The sequence below is a fragment of the Stenotrophomonas chelatiphaga genome (assembly GCF_001431535.1).
Classification (GTDB): Bacteria; Pseudomonadota; Gammaproteobacteria; order Xanthomonadales; family Xanthomonadaceae; genus Stenotrophomonas; species Stenotrophomonas chelatiphaga.
Genome location: NZ_LDJK01000009.1, coordinates 11,980 through 33,862, shown reverse-complemented (window position 1 = coordinate 33,862; position 21,883 = coordinate 11,980). Strand labels below are relative to the sequence as shown.

Annotated in this window: 16 protein-coding genes; 11 read left to right on the top strand and 5 right to left on the bottom strand. The window is 67.6% G+C overall.

All coding sequences use genetic code 11. The features are described from left to right. From creC to ABB28_RS03540, 5 genes are all read left to right on the top strand, one after another. A complete protein-coding gene (gene creC, locus ABB28_RS03560) occupies positions 1-1,434 on the top strand; it encodes a two-component system sensor histidine kinase CreC (protein WP_057507308.1) in 1,434 nt (477 codons plus the stop codon). 87 nt (positions 1,435-1,521) lie between these two features. Further along, on the top strand, positions 1,522-2,877 hold the full coding sequence (creD, locus tag ABB28_RS03555) for a cell envelope integrity protein CreD (RefSeq protein ID WP_057507307.1): 1,356 nt from the start codon (positions 1,522-1,524) through the stop codon (positions 2,875-2,877). 156 nt (positions 2,878-3,033) lie between these two features. Continuing rightward, entirely contained in the window at positions 3,034-4,650 is a 1,617-nt protein-coding gene (locus ABB28_RS03550) for a M20/M25/M40 family metallo-hydrolase (protein WP_057507306.1), read from the top strand. 104 nt (positions 4,651-4,754) lie between these two features. Further along, positions 4,755-6,161, top strand: coding sequence for a glutamate--tRNA ligase (gltX, locus tag ABB28_RS03545; protein ID WP_057507305.1), 1,407 nt, complete (start codon positions 4,755-4,757; stop codon positions 6,159-6,161). A gap of 25 nt (positions 6,162-6,186) precedes the next feature. Further along, the gene (locus tag ABB28_RS03540) at positions 6,187-6,672 is read left to right on the top strand and encodes a Fur family transcriptional regulator (RefSeq protein WP_042612667.1); all 486 of its coding nucleotides are present in this window, start codon (positions 6,187-6,189) and stop codon (positions 6,670-6,672) included. 520 nt (positions 6,673-7,192) lie between these two features. Here the strand turns inward: ABB28_RS03540 and ABB28_RS03535 are convergent. The 4 genes from ABB28_RS03535 to ABB28_RS03520 form a co-directional block, all read right to left on the bottom strand. Next, on the bottom strand, positions 7,193-8,386 hold the full coding sequence (locus ABB28_RS03535; RefSeq protein WP_057507304.1) for an HlyD family secretion protein: 1,194 nt from the start codon (positions 8,384-8,386) through the stop codon (positions 7,193-7,195). 9 nt (positions 8,387-8,395) lie between these two features. Then, entirely contained in the window at positions 8,396-10,078 is a 1,683-nt protein-coding gene (locus ABB28_RS03530) for an MFS transporter (protein ID WP_057507335.1), read from the bottom strand. Beyond that, the gene (locus ABB28_RS03525) at positions 10,075-10,641 is read right to left on the bottom strand and encodes a TetR/AcrR family transcriptional regulator (RefSeq protein WP_057507303.1); all 567 of its coding nucleotides are present in this window, start codon (positions 10,639-10,641) and stop codon (positions 10,075-10,077) included. Before ABB28_RS03525 ends, ABB28_RS03530 begins: the two co-directional genes overlap by 4 nt. A gap of 418 nt (positions 10,642-11,059) precedes the next feature. Further along, positions 11,060-13,249: a TonB-dependent receptor gene (locus tag ABB28_RS03520; RefSeq protein WP_057507302.1), complete on the bottom strand. Its 2,190-nt coding sequence runs from the start codon at positions 13,247-13,249 to the stop codon at positions 11,060-11,062. Positions 13,250-13,402: 153 nt separating this feature from the next. Here ABB28_RS03520 and ABB28_RS03515 point away from each other — a divergent pair, with 153 nt between their 5' ends. Together ABB28_RS03515 and ABB28_RS03510 are read left to right on the top strand one after the other, a co-directional pair. Beyond that, complete coding sequence (locus tag ABB28_RS03515) at positions 13,403-13,816, top strand: MerC domain-containing protein (RefSeq protein WP_057507301.1); 414 nt, start codon at positions 13,403-13,405, stop codon at positions 13,814-13,816. A gap of 111 nt (positions 13,817-13,927) precedes the next feature. Then, complete coding sequence (locus ABB28_RS03510; protein ID WP_042615275.1) at positions 13,928-14,110, top strand: 30S ribosomal protein THX; 183 nt, start codon at positions 13,928-13,930, stop codon at positions 14,108-14,110. Between the two features lie 241 nt (positions 14,111-14,351). Here the strand turns inward: ABB28_RS03510 and ABB28_RS03505 are convergent, their stop codons facing one another. Next, on the bottom strand, positions 14,352-16,415 hold the full coding sequence (locus ABB28_RS03505; RefSeq protein ID WP_057507300.1) for a 3-hydroxyacyl-CoA dehydrogenase NAD-binding domain-containing protein: 2,064 nt from the start codon (positions 16,413-16,415) through the stop codon (positions 14,352-14,354). Between the two features lie 235 nt (positions 16,416-16,650). Here ABB28_RS03505 and rpoE point away from each other — a divergent pair, with 235 nt between their 5' ends. The 4 genes from rpoE to lepA all read left to right on the top strand — a co-directional run bounded on the left by rpoE (position 16,651) and on the right by lepA (position 21,863). Further along, the gene (gene rpoE, locus ABB28_RS03500) at positions 16,651-17,271 is read left to right on the top strand and encodes an RNA polymerase sigma factor RpoE (RefSeq protein ID WP_057507299.1); all 621 of its coding nucleotides are present in this window, start codon (positions 16,651-16,653) and stop codon (positions 17,269-17,271) included. Beyond that, entirely contained in the window at positions 17,268-18,116 is an 849-nt protein-coding gene (locus ABB28_RS03495) for a sigma-E factor negative regulatory protein (protein WP_057507298.1), read from the top strand. Before rpoE ends, ABB28_RS03495 begins: the two co-directional genes overlap by 4 nt. 87 nt (positions 18,117-18,203) lie before the next feature. After that, positions 18,204-19,763: a DegQ family serine endoprotease gene (locus tag ABB28_RS03490; protein ID WP_057507297.1), complete on the top strand. Its 1,560-nt coding sequence runs from the start codon at positions 18,204-18,206 to the stop codon at positions 19,761-19,763. Between the two features lie 306 nt (positions 19,764-20,069). Then, positions 20,070-21,863: a translation elongation factor 4 gene (gene lepA, locus ABB28_RS03485; RefSeq protein WP_057507334.1), complete on the top strand. Its 1,794-nt coding sequence runs from the start codon at positions 20,070-20,072 to the stop codon at positions 21,861-21,863. The last annotated feature ends 20 nt before the right edge of the window (positions 21,864-21,883 follow it).

Sequence of the window (21,883 nt, the reverse complement as noted above, 5' to 3'; positions counted from 1 at the left end):
ATGCGGCTGGGACTGAAACTGTTCCTGGGCTTTTTCCTGATCGTCGGGCTGGCCGCCTTCTTCGTGATGCGTGTGTTCGTGGAGGAAGTGAAGCCGGGGGTACGCCAGGCGATGGAATCCACCTTGGTGGATGCAGCGAACGTGCTGGCCGAACTGGCCGCGCCGGAGCTCAAGGCCGGCACCCTGGCCCGCGGTGGCTTCACCGCCAGCCTGGCCCGTGCGCAGCGCCGCGACCCCAAGGCGATGGTCTGGCGCTTCCCCAAGCGCGCGCTGGACTACCGGGTGACCATCACCGATGCCAAGGGCATCGTGCTGTACGACTCGCTGGGCCGTGACGTCGGCCGCGACAACTCGCGCTGGAACGATGTCCATCGCACCCTGCGCGGCGAGTACGGCGCGCGCTCCAGCCCGGAAGTGCCCGGCGATGCCACCCACACGGTGATGCACGTGGCGGCGCCGGTGTACGACCCGGCCGATGGCCGCACCCTGATCGGCGTGTTGTCGCTGTCCCAGCCCAACCGCAGCATCGATCCTTTCATCACCGCCAGCCAGCGCCAGATCATGCTTCGCGGTGCGTGGCTGATCGGCCTGTCGGCGCTGATCGGCATCCTGATGACGGCGTGGCTGATGACCGGTGTGCGGCGGCTCAACCGCTATGCGCAGGCGGTCAGTGCCGGTGAGCCGGTGGCCCCGCCGAAGCCGCGGCGCGATGAGATCGGCGACCTCGGCCGCGCGCTGGAAACCATGCGTCGCAAGCTGGAAGGCAAGGCCTACGTGGAGCAGTACGTACAGTCGCTGACCCATGAAATGAAGAGCCCGCTGGCGGCGATCCGCGGCGCGGCCGAGCTGTTGCAGGAGCCGATGCCGGCCGAAGACCGCGAGCGCTTCGCGCGCAGCATCGTCGACCAGCAGCAGCGGCTGACCCAGACCATCGACAAGCTGCTGGCGCTGGCCGAAGTGGAGCAGCACGGCTGGCTGCAGTCGCGTGACACGTTGTCGGTGGCCACGTTGTTGGCCGCGGTGGAGCAGGACGTGCAGCTGCGTGCGCAGGCCGCCGGCGTAGAGCTGCAGGTGCAGCCCGCCGGCACGATGACGCTGCAGGGCGATGGCTACCTGCTGCGCCAGGCGCTGGGCAACCTGCTGGACAACGCAATCGATTTTTCGCCGGCCGGCAGCCGCATCCAGCTGGTCGCCGGCGCGGAGGGCGCCGGCATCGCGCTGCAGGTGATCGACCAGGGCACCGGCATTCCGGAGTTCGCGCGCGGGCGCGTGTTCGAACGCTTCTATTCGCTGGCACGCCCGGCCACCGGCGCACGAAGCTCCGGTCTGGGCCTGCCGTTCGTTGGTGAGGTGGCACGCCTGCACGGTGGGCGCGCCCGCGTGGAAGCGGGTGCGTCCGGCGGTACCCGCGCGGTGCTGTGGCTGCCGCGCTAGCGGCCACTTCACATTCGCTTCAAACTCGCCTCAAACCCCGCACATCCGGGGTGTCCATCCTGCAGGCCTCTCCAACGAGGATGGACCATGAAATCCCTGCACCTGTTCCTGCGCTTCGCCATTGTCGGCGGGCTGATCCTGCTGTTGCTGGTTCCACTGATGCTGATCCGTGGCGTCATCACCGACCGCAGCGAGTACCGCGAAGAAGCATTCCGCCGGGTGGCCGAAAGCCGTGCCGGCACCCAGCAGCTGGTCGGCCCGGTGCGGGTGGTGCCGTGGATCGAGCGCACCACCGTGGCGGTGGTCGACAAAGCCGGCAAGACCAGCACCGAAGTGCAGACCACGCAGGGTCACTGGCTGCAGATGCCGCAGCAGCTGAGCGTGGACGGACGGCTGCTGCCGGACCAGCGCTCGGTCGGCCTGTTCAAGGTGCCGGTCTACAGCTGGCAGGGCAACATCAGCGCGGCGTTCGCTGCCGATGACTATCCGGTAAAGGAAGGACGCAGCTACGGCACGCCGTACCTGGCGATCGGCCTGAGTGACGTACGCGGGCTGGTGGGGACGCCGGACCTGCGCGTCAATGGCGCACCGTTGCGGCTGCAGCCGGGCGTCGGCGTGGCCGATGAACTGGGCCGCGGACTGCATGCCGACCTCGGCGGATTCGCCGATGCCCGCGGTGGCGTGCTGGCCGCCAGCCGGATCGAGCTGGACCTGCAGGTGGATGGCAGCCGCTCGCTGGCGGTGGTACCGGTAGGTGATGACAACCAGATCGCCCTGCGGTCGCGCTGGCCGCATCCTTCCTTCGCCGGCGCCTTCCTGCCCAACGAGCGCCGCGTCGACGCGCAGGGCTTCGAAGCACGCTGGGCGGTGTCCTCGCTGGCCTCCGATGCCCAGCGCCAGCTGCGCGCCGGGGATCCGTCCACGCAGGCGGTGCAGGTCTCGCTGGTGGATCCGGTGGACGTGTATACCCAGGCCGATCGTGCGTCCAAGTACGGCGTGCTGTTCGTGCTGCTCACCTTCGTCGGCTTCCTGTTGTTCGAACTGATCCGCCAGCTGCGCATCCATCCGCTGCAGTACCTGATGGTCGGCCTGGCGCTGGCGATCTTCTTCCTGCTGCTGATCAGCCTGTCCGAGCACATCGCCTTCTGGCAGGCCTACCTGGTATCGGCGCTGGCCTGCATCGGCCTGCAGGCGGTGTACCTGGCCAACGTGCTGGGCCACTGGAAGCGCGGCGCGGGCTTCGCGCTGATGCTGACGGTGCTGTACGGGGCGCTGTATGGCCTGCTGGTGTCGGAGAACAACGCACTGCTGATGGGCTCGCTGCTGCTGTTCGGGATCCTCGCGCTGGTGATGTGGGTGACCCGCCGGGTGGACTGGTATGCGCTGGGCATGGGTACGCCGCCCGCGCTGCCCACCGACGGCCAGCCGCGCACCCTGGGCTGACCTGCTCCGGCATGCTCCGGCATGCATGCCGAGGCGCCACATTCCCGATCGGAATGTGGCGCCGTTGCGTTGTGTGACCTTAGGCATCTGTCGTGCGCGGCCCTTCGCCCTACACTCGGGGATTGATCTGTGACGGCGCGAGCCGGAGGCTGGACGATGGGGAAGTGGGGTGTGCTGGCAATCGCGCTGGCGTTGAGCAATCCGGCATGGGCGCAGCGCGCCGAGCCGGTCGACCTGGACATGGTCAGCAAGATCCGCCAGGAAGCGTTCCATCGCTCGCAGGTGATGGATACCTTCAGCCATCTCACCGAAAGCATCGGCCCCCGGCTGACCAATTCGCCGGCGATGGCCCAGGCCAACGCGTGGACGCGCGGCAAGTTCAACGAATGGGGCCTGGTCAACGTGCACGATGAAGCGTTCGAGGACTTCGGGCGCGGCTGGGAGTTCACTTCGGCATCGGTGCTGATGCTGGGCAGCGGTACCCAGGGCGATCGCATGCAGCCGCTGCACGCGCTGCCCAAGGCCTGGACCCCGGGCACCCATGGCCCGGTGGAGGGCGAGCTGGTGCAGGTGGACATCAAGAAGCTGGCCGACCTGGAAAAGTACAAGGGCAAGCTGCGCGGCAAGATCCTGCTGCTGGGCGAAGCGCGGGAGTACAAGCGTGGCACCGAGCCGGATTCGCATCGCCACGATGCCACCTCGCTGGAGGGCCTGCAGGCGTTCACGGTGCCGAAGAACGCGGCGGCCGACAAGGAAAAGCGGGTCAAGGAATACACCGAGCGGCAGGAGCTGGCCAAGGCGGTCAATGCCTTCTTCGTGGAAGAGGGCGCATTGGCGGCGATCAGCATCAGCGGCTGGGACAACGGCATCATCCGGGTGGCCGGCGGCGGTTCGCGCAGGGCCGGCGAATCAGCCGGCATCCCGGAGCTGGCGATGATCTCCGAACACTTCAATCCGCTGGTGCGCGCACTGGCGGCCAAGCAGCCGGTGAAGCTGCGCGTGGACGTGGCTGCGCGCTTCACCGATGACGGCAACCAGCCCGGTTACAACACGCTGGCCGAAATCCGCGGCAGCGGCAAGGCCGATGAAGTGGTGATGCTCGGCGCGCACATGGATTCCTGGCATACCGGCACCGGCGCAGCCGACAATGCCGCCGGCGTGGCGGTGATGATGGAAGCCATGCGCATCCTCAAGGCGGTGGGTGCCAAGCCCAAGCGCACCATCCGGGTCGCGCTGTGGAGCGGTGAGGAACAGGGGTTGATCGGCTCGCAGGCCTACGTGGCCAAGCACTTCGCACAGTTCCCCGAACCCACCGATGCGGCGCAGAAGGCGTTGCCAGCGTCGCTGCGCGAGCCAACCGGTGCCCTGGTCAAGCGCCGCGATTACGAAAAGTTCTCGGTGTACTTCAACATGGACAACGGCTCGGGTCGTTTCCGCGGCATCCATGCCCAGGAAAACCTGGCGGCAATGCCGCTGTTCGAGGCCTGGCTGAAGCCGTTCAACGACGTCGGCGCGACCACCGTGGCCACCCGCAACACCGGCTCCACCGACCACATCAGCTTCGACCGCGTCGGCCTGCCGGGCTTCCAGTTCATCCAGGACAAGCTGGACTACTTCAGCAACGTCCACCACAGCCACCTGGACACCTGGGACCACGCCGAACCGGAGGACCTGAAGCAGGCCGCCGCGATCGTGGCCTCGTTCGTCTACAACGCCGCCACCCGCGACGCCCTGTTCCCGCGCAAGGCGCTGGATGGCGACGGCGGGGAGTAAGTCGTAGACGGCGCCGCAGGGGCGTGAAGGGGCGGGGGGGCGCGACGTCATCCCCTCCGCCCCCTTTTGCTAAAATCGGCGGATATTCGTTCCCCGAGCGTCCCATGACCTGCCGCACCCGCTTTGCCCCCAGTCCTACCGGCTACCTGCACATCGGCGGCGCCCGCACGGCGCTGTACTGCTGGCTGGAGGCCCGTCACCGTGGCGGCGAGTTCGTGCTGCGCATCGAAGACACCGACCGCGAGCGCAGCACGCAGGGCGCCATCGACGCGATCCTGGAGGCGATGGAGTGGTTGGGACTGGACTACGACGAAGGTCCGATCTACCAGACCCAGCGCGTGGCCCGCTACCTGGAAGTGGCCCAACAGCTGGTCGCCGACGGCAAGGCCTACTACGCCTACGAGACCCGCGAAGAGCTGGACGCGATGCGCGAGGCGGCCATGGCAAAGCAGGAAAAGCCGCGTTACAACGGTGCCGCGCGCGAGCAGAACCTGCCTTATCGCGATGACCCGAACCGGGTGATCCGCTTCAAGAACCCGCTCGACGGTACGGTGGTGTTCGATGACCTGATCAAGGGTCCCATCGAGATCGCCAACAGCGAGCTCGATGACATGGTGATCTTCCGCCCGGACGGCTACCCGACCTACAACTTCGCCGTGGTGGTGGACGACTGGGACATGGGCATCACCGAGGTGATCCGCGGCGATGACCACATCAACAACACCCCGCGCCAGATCAACCTGTATCTGGGCATCGGCGCACCGGTGCCGAAGTTCGGCCACATGCCGATGATCCTGGACGAGCAGGGCGCCAAGCTGTCCAAGCGCACCGGCGCGGCCGACGTGATGCAGTACAAGGACGCCGGCTACCTGCCGGAGGCGCTGCTGAGCTACCTGGCCCGTCTGGGCTGGTCGCACGGTGACCAGGAGATCTTCAGCCGCCAGGAGCTGATCGACCTGTTCGACGTGACCAACTGTAATTCCAAGGCGGCCCGCCTGGACATGGCCAAGCTGGGCTGGGTCAACCAGCATTTCCTGAAGACCGAAGCCGCTGCGTCCATCGCGCCGGCGCTGGTGTACCAGCTGGAGAAGCTGGGCCTGGACCTGAACGCTGGCCCGTCGGCGGAAGATGTCGTGGTCGCCCTGCGCGAGCGCGTGCAGACGCTGAAGGAAATGGCCGAGAAGGCGGTGGTCTGGTACCAGCCGCTGGAAACCTACGACGAAGCGGCCGTGGCCAAGCACCTGAAGCCCGGCGCCGAACTGCCGCTGGGCAAGGCGCGCGAGCTGCTGGCGGCATTGCCGGCGTGGACCGCTGAAAGCGTGGGGGTGGCGCTGCATGATGCCGCCGCGGCGCTGGAGATCGGCATGGGCAAGGTCGCCCAGCCGCTGCGCGTGGCCATCACCGGTACCCAGGTGAGCCCGGACATTTCGCAGACGGTGTACCTTGCCGGTCGCGATGAGGCCTTGAAACGCATCGATGTTGCCATTACCAAGGTAGTGGCAGCGGCCTGAAATCCGCCCGAACTGGAGAACCCGCATGTCCGCCAAGCACGCCTGCACGGCCCCGCACCACCACGTCCACGACGCGTCGGACTTCGTGGGGGTGGTCGAGCGCGTGTGCCGCGAGCGCGGACTGCGGCTCACGCCCATCCGCGCCAACGTGCTGCGGCTGATCGCCGAGGCCGGCAAGCCGGTCAAGGCGTATGAGCTGCTGGAATGGGTACGCAGCGGCAAGGGCGTGGGCGCCGACGCCCCGCCGACGGTGTACCGCGCGCTGGACTTCCTGATGGCCAACGGGTTCGTGCACAAACTGGAATCGGTGAATGCCTTCGTGGCCTGCCACCATCCCAGCAGCGCGGCGCATTCGGTGCCGTTCCTGATCTGCAACAGCTGCCACAGCGCGGTGGAGCTGGAAGACCGCGAGATCGTCAGCCAGCTGGAAAAGCGCGCCAAGGAACTGGGGTTCCAGCCGCAGGCGCAGACGCTGGAAGTACACGGACTCTGCGCCCGCTGCGCGGGCTGAGTTGTTTTTGTTGCCGGGCCTGCGGCCCGGCGGCCTGCTTTTTTTCAATCAACGGCAACGGCAACGGCAACGGCAACAGCTGCGGGGCTGCGTGTTGGCGGGGCGGGGTGGCTGTGCAGGACACGCCGTGAATCCGTCCATGGAGGCTCGCTTTTCGCATCCATGCGAAAAGACGGTCCTGCACAGCCACCCTGCCCCCCCTTCGACAAATCCATGACCATCCTGGTAGCGCCGACCCATGGTCGGCGGATGTTTGGGGAAGTAGGGGGCTGATGGATCCCGCCGACCATGGGTCGGCGCTACCGCTTTTCTTTGTCTTTTTTGCGCGGGTGGCGGCCACCGGAACCTGTCAGGGGCCGGGCGGTGGGGCTGTGCGGGGGCGTTGAGCGCCATGGATGGCGCGAAACGAGGCCCGCATGGACGCAGCTTCTGCCGTCCCCCGCACAGCCCCACCGCCCGGCCCAAAGCACGTAGCCACAAACCAAGCCACCCGCGAGGAGGTCTCACCCGTTCGACCCACTCACCGCTCGCGCGGCGTGGACGCAGGCTCAACCGACGTATCCACTTTGGCCACCACCGACATCCCCGGCCGCAGCCGCGCCGCCAGCGGTTGATCGGCATCGATCGCAATCCGTACCGGCAACCGCTGCACCACCTTGGTGAAGTTGCCGCTGGCATTGTCCGGCCGCAGCACGCTGAACTCCGAACCGGTGGCCGGGGCGATCTCCTCTACGTGGCCGCGCAGTACTTCGCCCTGGAATGCATCCACCGCGAACGTGGCCGGCTGGCCGATGCGCATCTGCCAGGTCTGGCCTTCCTTGAAGTTGGCCACCACCCACAGCGCATCGGGCACCAGGAACAGCAGCTGCGAACCGGCCGTCACGTACTGGCCGACACGCGCGCTGGCTTCGCTGACCTGACCGTCGCGCGGGGCATGCACCACCGTGTTGGCCAGGTCGATGCGCGCCAGCTCCAGCGCCGCCTGCGCACTTTCCACCTGGGCTTCCAGCCCTTTGCGCGCCACCCGGGTGGAGACCAGGGTTTCCTCGGCAATCTGGATCTGCGCCTGCGACTGCTGCACGCCGGCCTGCGCGGAGGCCTGGCTGGTGCGGAACTTGTCACGGTCGTTCAACGCTACCAGCCGCTGTTCGGCCAGCTGCTCGTAGCGCGCCAGCTCCGCACGCGAACGCTGCAGTTCGGATTGCCCGGCCGACAGCGTGGCCTTGGCCGAAGCGATCTGCGCGCGGTTCTGCGCCTGCGACTGGTCCGAATTGGCCAGCGCGGCCTTCGCGCTGTCCAGCGCGGCCTCGGCCTGCGCCACGCGCTGGTGGTAGATGCGATCGTCGATGCGCAGCAGTACATCGCCCTGTTTGACGTGCTGGAAATCCTTGACCCGCACGTCGGTGACATAGCCATTGACCTGCGGCGCCAGCACGGTGATCTGCCCGCGCACATAGGCGTTGTCGGTGCTGGCGATGGCGCTGGTGAACGGCCACAGCTGCCAGCCGCGCAGGATCAGCGCGATGCCCACCAGGGCGACCACCACCATGATCACCACCGCCCGGTTGCTGGGCTTGAGGTACTTCGGCGCGCCCGTGGGCGTCACCGGGGCGGCCGCCGGCGGAGGCGGCGCAGGGGCGGGTGCGGCATCGGTGGGAGGCGCCGGATTGACGTTGTCGGGGGCGTCGTCATCACGGGGAGGTTGCTGGGACATGGGGTCTACTCAACGCGGTGCGGCAGCCGCATCGGGCGCCGCGGGGGAGGAAGGGGAGGGACGGCGCTTGCGCCATTGCTTCATCGCGGCGATCCACACCTGCAGCGACAGCAGCCAGCCCAGGAAGCCCAGCGCCAGCCAGCCGCTGAGCGTGAATACATCGTTGAAGCCGCGCACGTTGGCTTCGCGGCGCGCGATCTGCGCCAGCTGCGCGGTGCCCTGCGCGCTGCGCTGTACCGGGTCGGTGATCTGTGCGGCATAGAGCTGCTGCTGCAGGCGCAGCCGCTGCGCCACCACCGGATCCGCCGGGTCCAGCTGGCTGACCAGTGCGCTGGAATACAGCTGCTCGCGATGCAGCTGCACCGTGCCCAGCACGGCCGAACCGGCCAGCCCGCCCAGCGTCTGGGTGATCGACAGGGTGACCAGGAAGGTGATCATGTGGTCCACGCCCTGCTTCAGCACGGCGGTGATGCCGAGCATGATCAGCGGCCCCATGAACATGCCCGAGCCGACCGAGGCCAGGAACTGGCTGACGTAGAAATCGTGCGGCCGGTCCAGGCTGGTGCGGTGCTGGTCGAGCAGGGCGGCGCTGCCCAGCAGCAGGATCGCCATCAGCACCTGCGGGATCAGCCGCTTCGGCCCGAAGGTCAGCGAGCTGGCGGCGATGCCGGTGACCACCCCGGCCAGGATCACCGCGAACAGCGGCCGCATCTGGTCCGGGCCCATGCCGAGCGTGCGCATCAGCCCGACCACGCCGTACGACTGTTCGGTGGTGAGGAAGCGCAGCAGGAAGGCGCCGACGATGAAGTGCAGCACCGGCAGGCTGGCCAGCCAGCGCACCTGCAGCAGCGGATTGCGCCGGTAGTGTTCAATCACGAAGGCTGCCGTGGCCAGGGTGATCGAGGCGACCAGTGCCCATCCCAGCCACGGGGTGTCGGTCCACCAGCGCACGTAGCCCTGCGCCAGCACCACCACCAGCAGGCCAACGGCCGGTGCCAGCAGCGCGAAGGTGAGGAAATCCAGCGGTTCGAACGCCTTGATCTGCACGCCCGGTGGCAGCTTCAGCAGCACCACCGCCGCGAACGCACACAGCGCCAGTCCGGCTTCGAAGAAGTACAGCAGATGCCATTGGCCGGTACCCACCAGGCTCGGCGAAACCACCCAGGCCAGCGGCACCGCCAGCTGGGACAGGCCCACGCCGATCACCAGCAGGTTGCCGGTGTAGCGGCGCGGCAACGACTGCAGCATGTACAGCGTGCCCAACGTGGAGCAGGCCGCGCCGGCAAAACCGCTGGCCGCACGCAGCAGCACGGTGGTTTCGAAACTGCCGACGGCCAGGTGCAACAGGGCCAGTGCGGCGTACAACCCCAGACCGATTTCGGCGAACAGGCGGATGCCGTACTGCTGGCGGAACTTGAAGGCGAGCAGGTTGGCGGTGACGTTGACCATCACGTAGGACGCCACCAGCCAGGTGCCCTGCACCGGGGTCAGCCCGAGCTGTCCCTGCAGGAAGGGCAGGTTGGCGGTGACCAGCGCGGTGCCGAGGCCGCCGGTGATGGCGACCAGCACCGACACCAGCGCATAGGCCGCGCGCCGGTGCGGCGGATGCCAGGGCATCGACGCCGAGCCGGGGAGGGTGGGCTTTTCGTGTTCCTCCCAGTCCGGGATGGGCTTGAGGTACTGCGACATCAGGCCTCCGTGGCGCCGGTTCCCTGCAGGCCTGCGCGCAGCAGCTGCAACGCGCGGCCCGCCAGTGCGCTGCGCTCTTCGCGGTTCTTGCCGCGCAGGGCCGCACCCAGCATGCCCGAGATCAGTGAAATATCCGTGGAGGTCAGGTCCGGCCGGCACAGCCCCGCGGCGATGGCGCGCTGGATGGGGGCTTCCATCAGGGTGCGCACGCGTTCGCGCGCGCCGCGTACGGTGGGGTCATCCGGATGCACCGCGCGCCAGTAGTCGGCCAGCGCAGGCGAATCGATGATGCGGCGGGCCATGCCGTCCAGCAGCACGAACAGTGCGTCGTCACGCGTGCCCAGTTCGGCTACCTGGCGCGCGATACGGTCGACGGTCCGCAGCAGCAGGGCTTCGATGAGCGCGCTGCGGTCGGGGAAGTTGCGGTAAAGCGTCGCCCGTCCCACCTGTGCGCGCTCCACCACCAGATCCAGCGGGGCGGTCACGCCATGGTTGCCGAACACGTGGTCGGCCGCATCGAGGATCAGGGCGCGGCGGGCGGCCGCGTCGGCACGGAGAGAAGGCATGCGCTATTTTCGGACACAAATGTCCGTTCGGCCAGTGGTCGATTGCGCCACGGGGGCGCAGTGTCAGGCCGCAGTCGCATTGGTGATGAGGTGGTGAAGAGCCGCCGTGCGGCGGTTGGGGTGGCAGGCGCGCCTGGCGCCTGTCCACGTCGCGGAACGTGACGACCAACGGTCGTCACCCACCAGGGGTAGGTCACCCACCAGGGGTAGGTCACCCACCAGGGGTAGGTCACCCACCAGGGATAGGTCACCCACCAGGGATAGGTCACCCACCAGGGCTAGGCCACCCACCAGGGATAGGTCACCCACCAGGGGTAGGTCACCCACCATGGGCAGGTCACCCACCATACGTAGGTGACCCACCATGGGTGGGGGCCACCCACCACGGCTGGCCGTGGGCCGGCCAGCCGGCCAGCCGTCAGAAGTACGCGCGGATGCCGAACGCCACGCCACGGCCCGGCAGCGGAGCGTAGTCGCGCAGCAGCGAGGTGTGCGGACGTACTTCGCGGTTGGTCAGGTTGCTGCCGTCCACGAATACTTCGTAGCTGTTGCTGTCACTGCGGTCCCAGCGATACGCCAGGTGCGCATCCACCAGCGTGTAGCCGTTGGTCGGTTCTTCGTTCTGCGCGGTGTCCTTCTGGCTGCTGTAACGCACCGCACCGACCGATGCGCGCCAGCCGTCCTTGGCCCAGCGCAGGTCGGCGCCCACGCGTGCCGGCGAAATGCGCGGCAGGTAGCCACCGTTGGCCAGGTCCACGGTGTAGTTGTGGTTGTGGTCGCCATGCGGCACGGCGATGTCCACGCTGCGGCTGCCACTGCCATCCAGTTCGGCCTTGACGTAGTCACCGAACACCCGCAGGTCCCAGTCACCGGCATTGCCTTCGAACAGATGCACCAGCGCCTCGGCTTCGGCGCCCTTGAAGGTGGCGTCCTGCTGCGCCCACAAGCGCACCGGCAGGTCTTCCACCACGCCGGTGTCAGCCAGGTAGATGAAGTCCTTGAACTTGGTCTGGTACACCGACGCGGAGAAATCCAGGCGCTCGCTGTGTGTGTGGATGCCCAGTTCGATGCGCTGTCCGCGCTCGGTCTTCAGCTGCGCATCGCCCAGTTCGATCGAACGCGTGGCGATGTGTGCACCGGCCGCGTACAGCTCTTCATTGGTCGGTGCACGCTCGGAGCTGTCCACGCCAAAGCGCAGGTCCACTGCATCATTCAGCGTCCAGATGCCGGCGGCAGACAGGTTGGTGGCATCGAACTTGCGGCGCTGGTAATCACCGGTCGGTTCCAGCTTGACCTGGTCATGGCGCGCGCCCAGTTCCAGCTTGAACGGGCCGAACTGCTTTTCCTGCAGCACGAACAGGCCGAGGTTTTCGGTCGTGGTATCCGGCACGAACGCCTCTTCGCCCTTGGCGCCGAAATCGCTGTTGCCGAACTGCAGGCCGAAGGCACCGTTCCAGCCGGCGATCTCGTTCTGCACCGCTTCCAACCGGCCTTCAATGCCCTGGTTGGTGAAGCGGGTTGCCGGGGTGCCGGCTTCCAGTTCGGTGTGCTCGTAGTCGGTGTAGCCGGCGCGCAGGGTGACGTTCTTCAGGAACGAGGTCGGGTTGTAGATGCCGCCTTTGACGTCGAAGCGGTTCTGCACCATGTCGATGCGCACGTCGTGCTCGTCGCCGCCTTCCTCCTCGCCGCCGTGGTCATGGTCATGGTCGTGGTCATGGTCATCGCCGTCGGCATGCACGTGCGCGCCGTTGGGAATGCCGTAGTTGGTGCGGTAGGTGCCCGCCGACAGGCCGAAGAAGCCGCCGTCGCCGAGCCAGGTGGCACCGACACCGCCGGCGCGGGTGCGGATGGAGCTGTTGTCCAGGGTCCCGCGACGCGGTTCATCGGCATCGCCGCCAGCGTGTGCATGGTCGTGCTCTTCCAGCGCGTCGACCACCGCGTAGCCGGGGATGCGGTAATCATCGCCGTTGCGCACCAGGCCATCCACGTGCAGCACCCAGTTGCCGTTGACGCCGTCCAGCCGGAACATGCCGCTGCGTTCGTCGTTGACACTGTTGCCGCGCACCTCGGCGCGACCGCTCAGCGGGCGCTCCGGCAGTTCGCTGGCGATGCGGCCATCGACCACGTTGACCGCGCCGCCGATCGCACCGCTGCCGAACAGCAGGGTGGCCGGTCCCTTAAGCACTTCGATCTGGTCGGCCAGGAACGGTTCGATGCTGGTGGCATGGTCGGCACTGACGGTGGATGCATCCATGTTGCCCACGCCGTTGGACAGCACGGCCACGCGCGGGCCTTCCTGTCCGCGGATGATCGGGCGGCCGACGCCGGGGCCGAAGTACGAGCTCTGCACGCCCGGCAGCTTGGCCACCGTGTCGCCCAAGGTGCCCGCCTTGGCTTCATCCAGGCGTTCCCCGGCGAGTACCTCGACCGGCCGCGCCAGCGATTCGGCATCGCCCTGCAGCGGCGAGGCGGTGACCTTCACTTCGGACAGTTCGGTCAGGTGGCGGTCGGCCGGGGCGTCGGCGGCCATCGCCATCGCAGGCAGCAGGGCAGCCGCCAGGGCCAGGGTGAGGGTGTGCGGACGGGGCCGGGTACGCAGAGCAGTCATGGGGCTTCCAATGAATTGTTATAACGTATCAACAAGGGGGCGCACGAATCCCATGGCGGACAGCGGGAGAGAGTCGCTGGGCGAAACAGGCCGTGCGGGTACAGGAGGGATGTTATATTATTCCATAACGCTTCGCCGACCCTGCTGGAAGTCATGCCCCTGATCCCACGCCTGCGCCATCTGATTGACCGCTTCGGTGCCACCGGTTCACTGCTGTGCGCGGTGCACTGCGCGGTCATCCCCGTGGCCTTGGCCGCTGCGCCCTCGCTGGGCCTGTCGGTGTGGCTGGGCGATGGCGTGGAGCAGGCGCTGGTGGTGTTCGTCACCTTGCTGGGGTTGTTCAGCCTGGTCTGGGGTTATCGGCGTCACGGTGCGCTGCGTGCGCTGGCCTTCCTGATTCCCGGTCTGGTCGCATTGTGGACGGGCGTGCTGTACGACCCGCTGCACCACGATCCGGTGCCGCATGCGGTGGTGATGACCCTCGGTGGGCTGCTGGTGGGCGTGGCCCACCTGGTCAACCTGCGCCTCAACCACGGCCACGTACACGACGCCAGCTGCGCGCATTGAGGTCGTCGTGGTAGGCTTTCCGATCGTGCGCGGGGGCGTCCAGCAAGACGGCCCCGCCAAACCCGTGTCAGCACGGGGTAATCAGAATCAACATAGCCAGGAGTTCAAGACATGGGTAAGGGTGACCGCAAGACCGCCAAGGGCAAGCGCTACAACGCCAGCTACGGCAACGCCCGTTCGCACACCGTGAGCAAGGCCGCCGTCGGCGCCGCCGCTCCGGTCGCCAAGAAGACCGTGGCCAAGGCCCCGGCAAAGAAGGCCGTTGCCAAGAAGGCCGTCGCCAAGGCCAGCTGATCCGCTGACCGGCAGAACACGAAAAAACGCGGCGCCCAGCGCCGCGTTTTTTTTGTGCGTTGATGTTGCCCTTGTCTCTACTTCCCGGGCCGCCGGATGCCAAGAGACTGTCCGGAGGCACGGGGAGCTGCCGCGCAGGACCGTTGGAGCCCCGGACGGGCGGAAACGAGCCCCCATGGATGGGTTTACGGCGTGTCCTGCGCCGCAGCTCCCCGTGCCGGGCGCATCAAAGCAGACGCGGTCAAACCACCGCTTCGCGCAGGATCGGATTGTCCCAGCCCGGCCGCGGCGAGAACCGGTCGCCATGCCGCTGCTGCAGCACCTTCAGCCGCTCCACCAGCGCATCGGCCCCGGTCGCCCGGATGTACTGCACCGGTCCCCCGCGGAACGGCGCGAACCCGGTGCCGAAGATCACCCCCGCATCCAGCAGGTCCGCGTCGGCCACCACGCCCTCGTGCAGGCAGGCCACCGCCTCGTTGAGCAGCGGCAGGATCAGCCGGTCTTCCAGGTCGCCCGGCGCCTGGTAACCCTTGGGCACTTCCGGCTTCTTCGCGCGGCCGTTTTCCCAGGCATAGATGCCCTGGCCATCCTTCTTGCCGCGCTTGCCCGGCTCGACGGTCTGCAGCGCCGCCGGAATCTGCAGGCCCAGGAACGGGGCCAGTTCCTCGCCCACCCCGGCGGCCACGTCCAGCCCGACCGTATCGAGCAGTTCGATCGGCCCCATCGGCATCCCGAACTTCACCGCGGCTTTGTCGATCACCGGACCCGGGATGCCTTCGGCATAGGCGGTTGCCGCTTCGAGCATGTACGGGAACAGCACGCGGTTGACCAGGAAGCCGGGGGTGCCGGCGACCGGCACCGGGAACTTGCCCAGCGCCTTGCAGAAGGCGGCCAGGCGGCGCTCGGTCTCCGGTGCCATGCCGTCGTGGTGGATGATTTCCACCAGCGGCATCTGCGCGACCGGATTGAAATAATGCAGGCCGGCGAACTGCGCCGGACGCTGGATGTGGTCACGCAGTTCGATCAGCGGGATCGAGGAGGTGTTGGTGGTCAGCAGCGCATCGGCCTTCATCTTCGGCTCCAGCGTCTGGTACAGGTCACGCTTGGCCTGCGGATTCTCGATGATCGCCTCGATCACCAGATCGGCCTGTGCAGCGCCCGCGCCGGCCAGGTCGGCCTGCAGGCGCGCCGCCACCGCCGGCCGCTTGCTCTCGTCACGGACTTTCTTTTCGAACAGGGTCTGCGCGCGCTGCATGGCCGGGTCGATGAAGCGCTGCTCGCGGTCCTGCAGGGTCACGTTGAAGCCCTTGTAGGCCGACCAGGCGGCGATGTCGCCGCCCATCACGCCCGCGCCGACCACGTGCACGTGGTGGATGCCGTGGTCGCCGCTGCCGAGCGCCTTCAGGCGTTCGGTCAGGAAGAAGATGCGGATCAGGTTGCGCGCGGTCGGCGTGCTGGCCAGTTTCACCACCGCGCGCCGCTCAGCGTCCAGCCGCGCCTGCACCGGCTTGCCGCCGCTGCGTTCCCAGGTATTGATCAGTGCGTACGGGGCAGGGTAGTGCTCCTTGCGGGCCTTGCGCGCGACCTGCTTGGCCATCTGCGGGGCCAGCAGCTTGCGCGCCGGCCAGGTATTGGTCGCCCAGGCGGTCGCACGCTGCTTGAACGGACGCACGGTGCCTTTCAGCGCCAGCGCCACGGCCGTGTCCAGCAGCAGGGCCGGGGCCACCACCTTGTCCACCAGGCCGATGTTGCGCGCCGCCGACGCCGACAGGGTGCGCCCGGTCAACATCATGTCCATCGCAGCGGGGGCGCCGACCAGCTGCGGCAGGCGTGCACTGCCGCCCCAGCCCGGGAAGATGCCCAGCTGGGTTTCCGGCAGCCCGATGCGCGTGCTGCTGTCGTTGGAGGCGACACGGTAGCGGCAGGCCAGGGCCAGTTCGGTACCGCCGCCCAGGCAGTGGCCGTGGATCGCGGCCACGGTCGGGCAGGGCAGCTCGGCCAGCTTCTGGTAGGTCACCTGGCCGCGGCGGATGGCGTCATTGACGGTGCCACGGCGGTCGAATTCCTGGAACTCCTTCAGGTCCGCGCCGGCGATGAAGCCCGCCTTCTTGGCCGATTGGATCACCACGCCCTTGGGCGGATCGATGGCGATGCGCTCGATCAGGTCGCCCAGTTCCAGCAGGACATCCTGGGACATCGCATTGACGTTGGCGTCCTGGCGGTCGAGATTGAGCACCACGACACCGTCGTCGCGGATCTCCGGGTGCCAGTGCGCGAGGCGAAGCCCATCGAAGCCTGAGAGCATGGACGTTCCATCCGGTTGTGTATGGAGAAGGCGGCTATGATCCAGAGGTTGTTTCCCTTCCGTCAAATCCCAATAGCTGGGGTAGCGTTGACGGAGGTTCATAGCATGGACCGCTACGTTAACGGAACGTTGGTTAAAAGCTGGTGCGGTGCCCGGTCAGATGGCGCTGAACTTTTCCCGGGATTGGCAGTCTCATTGCCTGACGTCGGTTGGGCTGACAGGAGTTCGGTCCCCAATGACCGAGGTTGAAACACCACAGGAGCTGGACCTGGAGCTGGTCCGGCGCGTGCAGCGCGGCGAAAGCGCGGCATTCGATGTCCTGGTGCGCAAGCACCAGCATTGGGTCGTGTCGCTCGTCGGACGCTACATCGCCGACTGGAGTGAGTGCCAGGACGTTGCCCAGGACACGTTCATCCGCGCCTACCGCGCGATCAACAGTTTCCGCGGCGACGCCCAATTTTCGACCTGGTTGCACAGGATTGCCGTGAATACCGCCAAGAACCACCTTGCTGCAAGCAATCGTCGCCCGCCGACCGATGACATCGAAATCGGCGATGCCGAACAGTTCGATTCGGGAACGCGCCTGCGCGATACCGATACGCCGGAACGCCAGCTGATGCGCCAAGAGCTGGAAACCACGGTGATGAAGGCCGTTGCCTCGCTGCCGGAGGAGCTGCGCCTGGCCATTTCCCTGCGCGAGGTGGAAGGCCTGAGTTACGAGGACATCGCGCAGAAGATGGGGTGCCCGATCGGCACCGTGCGCTCGCGGATCTTCCGCGCCCGCGAGGCGATCGACACTGAACTCCGGCCGCTGCTGGACACCGGCAGCGCCACCCGTGAGAAGAGCCGCTTATGAGCAAGTACGACCAACCCGAAGACAAGATCGACGTGCATAACCGCCAGCAGTTGTCTGCGCTGGTCGATGGCGAGCTGGCCTCCGACGAGGCCCGTTTCCTGCTGCGCCGCCTGCAGCACGATCCCGAGCTGCAGGCCTGCCAGGAGCGCTGGGCGTTGCTGGGCGAGGTGATGCGCGGCAAGGCCGTGGCGCCGGCGCCGCTGGATTTCGCCGCGCGCGTGTCCGCGGCGGTGGCGCAGGAACCGGTGCCCCGGGCCGAGCCGCGGCGCGAGCTGCGCAGCGGCTGGCGGCGCTGGAGCGGCGGTGCCGCGCTGGCCGCGTCGGTCGCCGCAGTGGCCTTCTTCATGGGTCGCCAATCGCTGGATGAAGGCGCGCCGCCGGCAGACCTGCCGGTGCAGGTGATCGCCAGCCAGGCCGAGCTTGCGCTGCCGGCGTCCGCAGCGGTGCAGGAACCGGCGGCGGCGCAGGCCGGCGCTGCGCTCGTGGCCAGTGTCCCGGCCGCTGCGGTGGCCGCCGCGGCGCGTCGCCAGGATGCCAGCGTCCGCCGCGCCAGTGCCACGCGCAGCCAGCAGGTGGCGCGCGCCGCGCAGCGTAATGACGAGCCGCAGCGTGCGCTCGCGGCCGGCCAGCCGGTGCTGTCGCCCGCGCTGTCCACCGGCGCCCAGCACGAGCTGTCGTTCGGCAACGTGGGGGCGCTGCAGGCCCGGCCGTGGCCGCGCTCCAGCGTGGGCCCGGCGGCTGGGGCCGCCCTCAATGCCAGTTTCCCCGGCAATACGCCAGGCACGTTCTATCCGTTCGACCCGCGGCTGCAGGACGCGCCGCCGGTCCAGGGCCCGCGCGACTGACCGCGCATGGCCTGCGCGCGCCGTACCGTCGGCGCGCCCCCTTTCCCCGTTGTGCTGTCCGATGACCTGTCCGGAGGTTGTAGTCCGATGATCCCGCTTACCCGTTCGTTCCGTACCCAGGCCCTGGGCCTGCTGGCGATGACCCTGCCACTGGCCGCCTGCGCCCAGTCACCGTCGCCGGCACCGCAGGCCGCCACGGCGCAGTCCGCTGCCGCCGCGCCGCGCGCGCCTGCGCAGCCGTTGGTGACGGGCCTGCCGGATTTCACCAACCTGGTGGACCAGGTGGGGCCGGGCGTGGTCAACATCGAAACCACCATCGTGCGCGGCGGCAGCCGCCAGGCACGCGGCGGTGGCATGGGGCCGAGCCAGGACGAAATCCCGGAAATCTTCCGCCGCTTCTTCGGCCCCGAATTCGGCATGCCCGGTCCGGGCGGCCCCGGCGGCGACCCGGATGGCGGCCCCAGCATCAAAGGCCGCGGCATGGGCTCGGGCTTCATCATTTCCGCCGATGGCTACGTGCTGACCAACCACCACGTGGTGGCGGATGCGTCCGAAGTGAAGGTGAAACTCGGTGACAACCGCGAGTTCATCGCCAAGGTGGTCGGCAGTGACCAGCAGTACGACGTGGCCCTGCTCAAGATCGAAGGCAGCGGGCTGCCGACCGTGCGCGTCGGCGATTCGCGCACGCTGAAGCCGGGTCAGTGGGTGGTTGCGATCGGCTCGCCGTTCGGCCTGGACCACTCGGTGACCGCCGGCGTGGTCAGTGCCGTGGGCCGCAGCACCGGCGGCGCCGACCAGCGCTATGTTCCGTTCATCCAGACCGACGTGGCGATCAACCAGGGCAACTCCGGTGGCCCGCTGTTGAACACCCGCGGCGAAGTGGTCGGCATCAATTCGCAGATTTTCTCCGCCTCCGGCGGCTACATGGGCATCAGCTTCGCGATCCCGATCGACCTGGCGATGGGCGCGGTCGAGCAGATCAAGAAGACCGGCCGGGTCAGCCGTGGCCAGCTCGGCGCGGTGGTGCAGCAGATCGATTCGCTGAACGCCCAGGCACTGGGCCTGAAGGACAGCCGTGGCGCACTGGTCAATGAGATTGTTGCCGGCAGCGCCGCGGCCAAGGCCGGCGTGCAGGTCGGCGATGTGATCCGCTCGGTGAACGGCAGCCCGGTGAACTCCTTCAGCGACCTGCCGCCGTTGATCGGCGCCCTGCCGCCCGGCAGCAAGGTCAGCATCGGCCTGGTCCGGGATGGCCGCGAGCGCGAGCTCAGTGCCACCCTGACCGAGCTGGCCGAAGATGCCCAGGCGGCGGCAAACCGTCCGGCGGCAGCCAATGAGGACGCGGCGCCGCAGACCGGTGCCAACGCATTGCTGGGCCTGGAAGTGGCCGACCTGACCGCCGCGCAGCGCAAGCAGCTGGGGCTGGACGCAGGCGAGGGCGTGCGGGTGACCCGGGTCAACGGCCAGGCGGCCCGCGACGCACGGCTGTCGCCGGGGATGGTGATCCTGCAGGCCGGGCGTACCGCCGTCGGCAGCGTGGACGCCCTGAATCGTGCGCTGGCCGGTTACAAGAAGGGTGACGTGGTGATGTTGCTGGTGCGCAGTGGCGGCAACAGTGCCTTCGTGGCGGTGAAGACCGGCAGCTGACCGGGACCGGAGGGTGACGGCCAGCGGCCGTCACTACCGCGGTAGCGGCGAAGGTGGCAGGAGGCAGGGGCGTGACGACCAACGGTCGTCACCCACCCGGGCCAGGCGCTGACGGCCAGCGGCCGTCACTACCCGGGCCAGGCGCTGACGTCCAGCGGCCGTCACTACCGGGGCCAGGCGCTGACGACCAGCGGCCGTCACTACCCGAAGCGGTGCTCACCCACCGGCGGCCGTCGTCCCGTGCGATAATCCGACGTTACCCTGACGACGCCCGGCGCCGCCGCCACCTCTATGTCCTCTGATTCGATGCGGAACATCCGCAACTTCTCCATCATCGCCCACGTCGACCACGGCAAGTCCACCCTGGCTGACCGCATCATCCAGCTGTGTGGCGGCCTGCAGGCCCGCGAGATGGAAGCGCAGGTGCTCGATTCGAACCCGATCGAGCGCGAGCGTGGCATCACCATCAAAGCGCAGTCGGTTTCGCTGCCCTACGTGGCGGACGACGGCCAGACCTACCACCTGAACTTCATCGACACCCCCGGGCACGTGGACTTCTCCTATGAAGTCAGCCGCTCGCTGGCCGCCTGCGAAGGCGCGCTGCTGGTGGTCGATGCGGCCCAGGGCGTGGAAGCGCAGTCGGTGGCCAACTGCTACACCGCCGTGGAGCAGGGCCTGGAAGTGGTGCCGGTGATCAACAAGATCGACCTGCCCACCGCCGACATCGAGCGCGCCAAGGCCGAGATCGAGGCCGTGATCGGCATCGATGCCGAAGATGCCGTGCCGGTCAGCGCCAAGACCGGCCTGAACGTGCGCGACGTGCTGGAAGCGATCGTCAAGCGCATTCCGCCGCCGGTGCCGCGCGATACCGACAAGCTGCAGGCGCTGATCATCGATTCCTGGTTCGACAACTACCTCGGCGTGGTGTCGCTGGTGCGGGTCATGCAGGGCGAGATCAAGGCCGGCGACAAGCTGCAGGTGATGTCCACCGGCCGCAACCACCAGGTCGACAACGTCGGCGTGTTCACCCCCAAGCGCAAGGTGCTGCCGGCCCTGCGTGCGGGCGAGGTGGGCTGGGTGACGGCCAGCATCAAGGACGTGCACGGCGCACCGGTCGGCGACACGCTGACCATGGCCGGCGATCCGGCCCCCACGCCGCTGCCGGGCTTCCAGGAAATGCAGCCGCGCGTGTTCGCCGGCTTGTTCCCGGTCGATGCCGAAGACTACCCGGACCTGCGCGAAGCGCTGGACAAGCTGCGCCTGAACGATGCCGCGCTGCGCTTCGAGCCGGAAAGCTCCGAAGCGATGGGCTTTGGTTTCCGCTGCGGCTTCCTTGGCATGCTGCACATGGAAATCGTGCAGGAACGCCTGGAGCGCGAGTACAACCTGGACCTGATCAGCACCGCGCCGACGGTGGTCTATGAAGTGCTCAAGACCGACGGCAGCATCGTCAACATGGACAACCCGGCCAAGCTGCCGCCGGTGAACCAGGTGCAGGAAGTCCGCGAGCCGATCATCCGCGCCAACATCCTCACCCCCGAGGAATACATCGGCAACATCATCAAGCTGTGCGAGGAAAAGCGCGGCAGCCAGCTCGGCATCAACTACCTGGGCAGCCAGGTGCAGATCAGCTACGAGCTGCCGATGGCGGAAGTGGTGCTGGACTTCTTCGACAAGTTGAAGTCGGTCAGCCGCGGCTATGCGTCGCTGGATTACGCCTTCGTCCGCTTCGACGCCGGTCCCTTCGTGCGCGTGGACGTGCTGATCAATGGCGACAAGGTCGATGCGCTGTCGCTTATCGTCCATCGTTCGCACTCCGATCGTCGCGGCCGCGAGCTGTGCGAGAAGATGAAGGAACTGATTCCCCGGCAGATGTTCGACGTGGCCATCCAGGCCGCGATCGGCTCGCAGGTGATTGCCCGCACCACCGTCAAGGCCATGCGCAAGAACGTTCTTGCCAAGTGCTACGGCGGCGACGTGTCGCGCAAGAAGAAGCTGCTGGAGAAGCAGAAGGAAGGCAAGAAGCGCATGAAGCAGGTGGGCCGCGTGGAAATTCCGCAGGAAGCCTTCCTGGCCGTGCTGCAGATGGACAACAAGTAACGGTACAGTCGGCCCCTTAC